Consider the following 4,481-nt stretch of genomic DNA (forward strand, 5'->3'; position numbering starts at 1 on the left):
TCCGGCGCGTACTCGAACCAGGTCAGGAAATCGAAAGGCTGGCCCAGTTCGCGCGCATGGTAGAGACGGCGCGCAATCGGTGGCAGGTACTCCAGCCCGATGGCGATGTGGTGCGACTGCTCCTCCAGGATCGCGCGGCGCTCATCCTGCGCCAGCGCCCACCAGGCCGGGTTCTTGCGAATCGGGATGAGGGCTGCGCGGCGCGCCTCGGGCCGCCCCAGACCCTGTTGCACCGCGCCCAGCGTATCGAGTTCGTGCCGCGTGGCATAACGCGCATGACCGGTGGCACCGTCCAGGCGCCACTGCACGCCGGGCGTAGCGGTGGACTGCGCCTCGCCGGGACCGGCGACAGCAAGCCTTCCCGCCATTGCCAGCGATTCGCCGACCACGGCGTCGACGCGCAAGATGCGCCAGCCTCCACTGAGACCTGCGACGAATGCGGTATGGATCACGCTCATGCTCAATCTCTCCAGGACTTACCAGCGCAACAGGCGCGGACCCAGCAGCAAGCCAAGTACTGCCGGAATGAGGATCCCGAGGAAATACCAGATTCCCCAGAACGGCACGCCCATCTCCGGGCAATGCAGGCAATACACCATGGTCGCCGTGGCACCGGCCAGCAGGCCAGCCACCGCACCACTCAGGCGCAGCCGGGTCGGGGCCATGCCGCGCACGGCCCAGAAGATGCCGATGAAGAGTGGAATCGACAGCAGCGCGATGTTGAACGGGCAGCTGCGCCAGCTGATCCCCATCAACAGCGGCAGCCGCTGGGCTACCGGTGCACTGAGCAACACGGCTGCGCCACCGAGCCACACTGCCATGGCAGGCAGGGCGATGCCTGCCCAATTGGCACCCACGCGCAATCCCGGACGCACCAGGCGTCGCAGCACCAGCATGGCCCCCACGGCCAATGTGGTGGGAAAGGCCAGCTTGATCCAGAACAGCGGCACGCCCAGCATCACCGCCAGATCGGGACGCAGCCCGTAGATCTTCAGCATCAGCAACAGCGAACCCAAGCCGCCCAGCACCAGGGCCTGGGCCATCTGCTTGACCGGCAAACGCCGGTCCACCGGTGCCACGCCGCTGGCCATCATCGAAATAAGGTCTTCAGTCTTCATGCTTGCAGTTTCTCCCGGATCTTCAGGGCCAGGGCCTTGAGGCCACGATGGATGCCGACTTTCACGGCCGATTCCGACATCCCGGTCAGTTGTGCCGTCTCGGCCACCGACAGGCCTTCCAGCTTGACGTGAACGATCGGCAAACGCTGCTTGTCGGGCAATTCCTCCAGCAGCGCACCGACATCGCGCCGCGCCTGGGCCGGTTCATCATCACAGGTGGTGAGCAGGTCGTGCTCTTCGTCCAGCGGGTCGTTGAAGGCTTCGCGGCGCGAACGGGCGCGCAGGAAGTCCATCAGCTTGTAGCGCGCGATGGCATGCACCCAGGCCGTCAGCGGCTGATCGGGGCGATAGGTATGGCGGGCGTTGTGGATGGCCAGCAGGGTTTCCTGCACCACATCCTCGACGTCATCCTGCAGATGCACCAGGCGCTTGCGCAGGAAGGCGCGCAGGCGGCCGCTCAATTCGGCCAGAAACTGGCGATAGGCCACGGCGTCGCCGTCGAGACCGGCCAGCAGCAGCATGCGCAGGCGCTCCTCGGCGGGATGCGAGGGCTTGCCGGGACGGCCTGCCACCTCATCCGGCAAGGCCGGTCCGCCAGTCGCCAACAGGAAAGGACTTTCAGTCATGGGCACGCCACCAGATCACCAACGAAGCAGCCATGGGCCGCACAAGGCGCCGGCCCCCGTCGGCAGCGCCACCCCCAGTACATACCAGACACCCCAGAACGGCGGCGCCATCTCCACGCAATAAAGCGAATAGACTAGCACGCCCTGTGCGCCGGCCACCAATCCAGCCACCGCACCCGCCGCACGCAATTGCGTGGGCGCCATCCCGCGCAGGAACCACAGCATGCTCGCCAGCGTGGGCAAGGACAGCAAGGCCACATTGGCCGAACACACTTCCCAGCTGCTGCCCAGCAGCAGGTCCAGACGCTGCGAAGGCGGTGCCAGGGCCAGCCAGCTGCCACCGGCCAGCCACAGCAAGGCCGGTGGCAGCAGCAGTCCTGCCGCCGGAGCCAGCCCCATGCGCATGCCCGGCAGCGCCAGGCGCGAGGCAGCCAGTTGTCCGGCCAGCAGGGCCGCCAGCGGGAACGAGACCTTCATCCAGAAGAGCGGCTGCTGCAACAGTTCACGCAGGTCGCTGCGCACCCCATAGAGAATGGCCAGCAGCAGGGCCGCACCCATCAGGCCCAAGGCCAGCGCCACCGCCATGCGCGCGGCCACGTTGCGCACCAGGCTGCGCTGGACGGGGCCGGGGGACTCGCCCGTTCCGGTTGCCAGCATGTTGACCAGTTCCATCGTTTTCATTCACATCCCCTTTGGGCCCGTGCGGGCGGACTGCGCAATGGCGCGCTCTCTTTTGTATTCGTTCACAACAGCGCTGCGGTTACAGCAGGCGCGAAAAATATTTCTTCAAAAAATCTTCATCGCGCTGTAACCGGCCAGCCATTCCCTGCGAATTAACAAGCAGATCGGACGCAAAGCAGCAGCAAGCGAAACGCCGGTCAGTGTCATCTTCCACTTCATCCATTTTCAGGAGCACACCATGAACCACTTCGTCGCCACCGCCGCACTGACCCTCGCCACCCTCGCCTCCGGCGTCGCCATGGCCCAAGACAAGCAACCGATGAACAAGACCGCCGTCGAGAAGTGCTACGGCGTCTCCATGGCCGGCCAGAACGACTGCAAGGCCGGTGAAGGCACCACCTGCGCCGGCACCGCCAAGATGGATTACCAGGGCAATGCCTGGAAGAACGTCCCGGCCGGCACCTGCACCTCGATCAAGACTCCGCGCGGCATGGGCTCGCTCAAGCCGGTCTGATCGTTCCGGAGCCATCGGCCATGACAACGTCACCCCTCACCGCCGGCCTGGGTCTCAAACCCCAGCATTTCGATGCAGCGCTGGCCTGCAAGGCAGCGGGACTGTGGTTCGAAGTCCATCCGGAAAACTACCTGATGGACGGCGGCCCCCGCCTGGCCTGGCTGCAGGCGATCCGGGAGCATCATCCGGTGGCCCTGCACGGGGTGTCGATGTCACTGGCCGGGCCCGACGCGCCCGATCCCCTGCATCTGCGCAAACTGGCACAACTGGTGTCGCGCATCGAACCGGTGCTGGTGTCCGAACACCTCGCCTGGTCGCGCATCGGCGGTCACTACCTGCCCGACCTGCTGCCGGTGCCGCGTACCAACGACACACTGGCACGCCTGGCTGACAACATCAGCCGCACCCAGGATGTTCTGCAGCGCCGGATCGCGCTGGAGAACCCGTCGCATTACCTGCACATGGAACAGCACAGCTGGAGCGAGCCGGACTTCCTGCGTGAACTGGTGCGCCGGACTGGCTGTGGCTTGCTGGTCGACGTCAACAATGTGCACGTGAGCGCCTGCAATCTCGGCACCGACGCGCACCACTACCTGGACCAGTTGCCGTTCGATGACATTCTCGAAATCCATCTGGCCGGCCACAGTGCCGATGCCAGCCTGCCCGGCCTGCTGGTCGATTCCCATGACGCGCCGGTTGCGGCAGCGGTCTGGGAGCTCTACGCGCATCTGCTGGCACGCACCGGGGAGCGTCCTACCCTGATCGAACGGGATGGCAACGTGCCCGCGTTCGACGTGCTGCTGGCCGAGCGCGACATGGCCGGCACCTTGCTGCATCCGGCAGCGGCCACGCACGAGGAGCAAGCCGCATGAATGCCCCCGACCATCGCTACTACGCCAGCTTCCTGCAGGCCCTGCTGAACGGGCAGAGCGACGACCCAGGCGTTGCCGCGCTGCTGGCGCAACCGGCCTTCGCGATCTATCGCAATACCGTCTTCAAGGGCTGCGTCGACGCACTGCTGGCCAACTATCCGGCGGTGCACCGACTGGTCGGCAGCCCCTGGATGGAATCTGCAGCGCAAGCCTTTGCGCGCGAGCACTTGCCACAAGAAGCCAGCCTCATCTGCTATGGGGCGGGCTTTGCCGATTTCCTTGCCACGCTGGAAGCAGCACGGGAATTGCCCTACCTGCCGGGCGTCGCCACCCTGGACCGCTGCTGGACCGAAGCGCACCTGGCCGCCGACGACCCGCTGCTGGACGTGTCGGCCCTGCACACGGCGCTGGCCGCCGGCCAGGACATCAGGCTGGTGCCGCATGCCGCCAGCCGCTGGCATCACGATCCGCAGCATCCGGTCTACGCCATCTGGAGCATCAACCGCAGCGATGCTGACGACACCGAAATCGCCCCCGAATGGCAGGGCGAAGGAGCCCTGCTCACGCGGCCGCACGGCCAGGTGCAATGGCAGCCGCTGAGTGCGGGCGCAGCACGCTTTCTCGATGCCTGCCGCGATGGCTGCGGCATCGCCAGCGCTGCCGGCCAGGC

General features: G+C 66.0%; 7 protein-coding genes. 3 read left to right on the forward strand and 4 right to left on the reverse strand.

From position 1 onward, the window contains the following. From B3873_RS03705 to B3873_RS03720, 4 genes are all read right to left on the reverse strand, one after another. On the reverse strand, window positions 1-458 hold a 458-nt coding region (locus tag B3873_RS03705), incomplete at its 3' end, for a chlorite dismutase family protein (protein WP_286864099.1). A gap of 18 nt (window positions 459-476) precedes the next feature. Continuing rightward, window positions 477-1,118 carry a DUF1109 domain-containing protein gene (locus B3873_RS03710; RefSeq protein ID WP_209534351.1) on the reverse strand — a complete coding sequence of 214 codons (642 nt, stop codon included), beginning with the start codon at window positions 1,116-1,118 and terminating at the stop codon, window positions 477-479. Continuing rightward, the gene (locus tag B3873_RS03715) at window positions 1,115-1,744 is read right to left on the reverse strand and encodes a sigma-70 family RNA polymerase sigma factor (protein ID WP_039784802.1); all 630 of its coding nucleotides are present in this window, start codon (window positions 1,742-1,744) and stop codon (window positions 1,115-1,117) included. The genes B3873_RS03710 and B3873_RS03715 overlap by 4 nt, the downstream gene beginning before the upstream one ends. Window positions 1,745-1,759: 15 nt before the next feature. Further along, entirely contained in the window at window positions 1,760-2,425 is a 666-nt protein-coding gene (locus B3873_RS03720) for a DUF1109 domain-containing protein (protein ID WP_286864100.1), read from the reverse strand. A gap of 238 nt (window positions 2,426-2,663) precedes the next feature. On the opposite strand from B3873_RS03720, the gene B3873_RS03725 reads away from it, so the two are divergent. From B3873_RS03725 to B3873_RS03735, 3 genes are all read left to right on the forward strand, one after another. Then, entirely contained in the window at window positions 2,664-2,939 is a 276-nt protein-coding gene (locus tag B3873_RS03725; protein WP_034336271.1) for a DUF2282 domain-containing protein, read from the forward strand. Between the two features lie 20 nt (window positions 2,940-2,959). Beyond that, a complete protein-coding gene (locus B3873_RS03730; protein ID WP_286864101.1) occupies window positions 2,960-3,811 on the forward strand; it encodes a DUF692 domain-containing protein in 852 nt (283 codons plus the stop codon). Continuing rightward, the coding region (locus B3873_RS03735) for a DNA-binding domain-containing protein (protein WP_286864103.1) at window positions 3,808-4,481 on the forward strand (674 nt) is incomplete at its 3' end. The genes B3873_RS03730 and B3873_RS03735, both read left to right, overlap by 4 nt.

The sequence above is a fragment of the Herbaspirillum sp. UBA812 genome (assembly GCF_002296545.1).
Classification (GTDB): domain Bacteria; phylum Pseudomonadota; class Gammaproteobacteria; order Burkholderiales; family Burkholderiaceae_D; genus Herbaspirillum; species Herbaspirillum huttiense.